Source organism: Geobacillus sp. CCR (genome assembly GCF_052906625.1).
The window spans coordinates 1-1,965 of the sequence record NZ_JBREBQ010000086.1 but is presented as its reverse complement, the minus strand read 5'-3'; the positions used below and the strand labels follow the sequence as shown (position 1 = coordinate 1,965).

1 protein-coding gene and 1 pseudogene are annotated in these 1,965 nt (G+C 35.0%); one reads left to right on the top strand and one right to left on the bottom strand.

Annotation, left to right across the window (positions count from 1 at the left end):
• Window positions 1–488: 488 nt before the first annotated feature.
• On the bottom strand, window positions 489–1,676 hold the full coding sequence (locus ACVBDQ_RS17920) for a TnsD family Tn7-like transposition protein (RefSeq protein WP_446663393.1): 1,188 nt from the start codon (window positions 1,674–1,676) through the stop codon (window positions 489–491).
• Here ACVBDQ_RS17920 and ACVBDQ_RS17915 point away from each other — a divergent pair.
• A pseudogene (locus tag ACVBDQ_RS17915) lies at window positions 1,665–1,965 on the top strand (IS4 family transposase); the annotation flags it as partial. The gene ACVBDQ_RS17920 and the pseudogene ACVBDQ_RS17915 overlap by 12 nt on opposite strands.

Sequence of the window (1,965 nt, the reverse complement as noted above, 5' to 3'; positions counted from 1 at the left end):
TAATGTGCAAATGTTCGGAAATAATCTGCAAAACCTGGAATAATTCGCAAAGATTTTGCACATTATTTCCGAATCCGTCCGAAATAATTTGAAAAAGGGATTCTGAAATAATGTGCTAATTTACACTTTGCCCGTGCGTCTGTCTGATTTATTTTTGCAATTCTTCCCGACTCAAGTTAAGCGTAATTTCCTCTATTTCCATTTTTTATATTTATTCTTTAGCTAGGTATATAAATAGCATCACATTAAACATCGAGACAGATAAATGATTCACCAAAAAACAGCTATTGTACTCTTTTCGTTTATAATCAAAATAATTAGTTAAGAGCCTATGTAATAAAAAACGATCCCTACGTTATCTTGCAGAAAATATAAGGTCGTTTAGAATTGGGAAAGAAAACTAGACATTAAGTTAATCTAAAATGTTATATGCCCATTTCTTGATTATTAACCCTATATCACCAAGATTACGTAAGAACCATTTTTATTTAGCAATTGTAACTTTCTATTAATTTATCAATTTTAGACATAGTTTCGATTGATGCTTTGTGCAGATTAGCCATTTCCATAACCTTGCTCTTAGAAACATGCATTCCTTGTTTTTTTATCATTTCAATTGCCCATTTTGCCCTTCTTAACTGAAATTGCTCGACACTTTCAAGTTTTGACAGAATATACTGTTTAGTCTCCGGCATTTTTTCCAACTTTGATTTTAATCCTGAAATACCTGCTTCTTGCGCAATTCGATAGAGTGTTACTCGGATAGGCTTTTCTTCATTTAGAATTTTCTCTATAGCTTTCTTAATTAGTGGTAATACCTGTTTATCTCTTTCCTCCCAATTAAATCTTTTATTTCCGTTATGATATGTTTTTCCCTTCGGAGAATTTTGTTGTAACCATTCTTTAGCGTAATAATATAATAATGTATACAACCCCTTATCTAACTCTCTAAGTTGATTTTGAGAATAGTTCGGATATTGCTCAACAAGATTTAACCATCGCTTTTTTAGTTCATCTAATTTTTTTATTGTAGGCGCTTCCTTTTTGGGTTGTTTTTCAAAACCATTCAAATATCTCCTTACTGTCTCAATACTGACATTTAACCTTCTTGCTGTCTCTTTTTTACTAAGGTTTTCGTTATTAATGAAATAGTTTAACTTCTCTTTCCATACCGGTCCATACTCTATTACTTTATTATAACGAAATTGATCGTTAATATCCTTGTCTGGACCAATTCTCGAATATGAAAAGCCGCATTTTTCGCATACAAATAGGCCGCGCGGATTTCCTGTATTTTCATCTCTTTTTATTTGAACATCCTCAATTAATCGTTGACCATAATGTTCTGCAACAGGATTTAGACAAGGATAAGGTCCCTCTCCAAATGCAAAAAAAGATTTATTTTCATTCTCTTTTATGCTATCTACAGACTCTTGAAGAAATACTAACAACAAGATATGTTTCAATGGATGGAAAATAGCGCGATGTTTACTTGTTAATAATCTCAGCCAACAGTTGGCGTCTCCCGGTTTAACTTCGCAATTTAAATATTTTAAAAGCTCAGGCGTGTTGATTATCCAATAAAATCCAAAGGGTATAGAAAAAAGAGCACCTTTCCTGTAGAATGTGAGTAGCGACACAAACAAACCCAGGAGGTGCTCTCTATGAACAAGCATACCACACTCCCGAATTTGATGCAAAAACTTGTTTCGGATGAAGAGATTCAACGGATTGCCGAAGCGGTTGGGTATCGTGATTCGTCTCGAACCTTTACGTTGCGCGAGTTGATTCACTTCTTCCTGCTGGCCGCCATGCATCAATGGAAAAGCTTTCGCCACGGAGCCGATGTGGGGCCTCTGTATGGATTGCCGCGATTCCATTATTCCACAGTATCCAAGAAAGCGAAAGAAGTTCCCTATGACATCATGAAACGCTTGTTGGCGTTGATCATTTCCAAGTGCAACC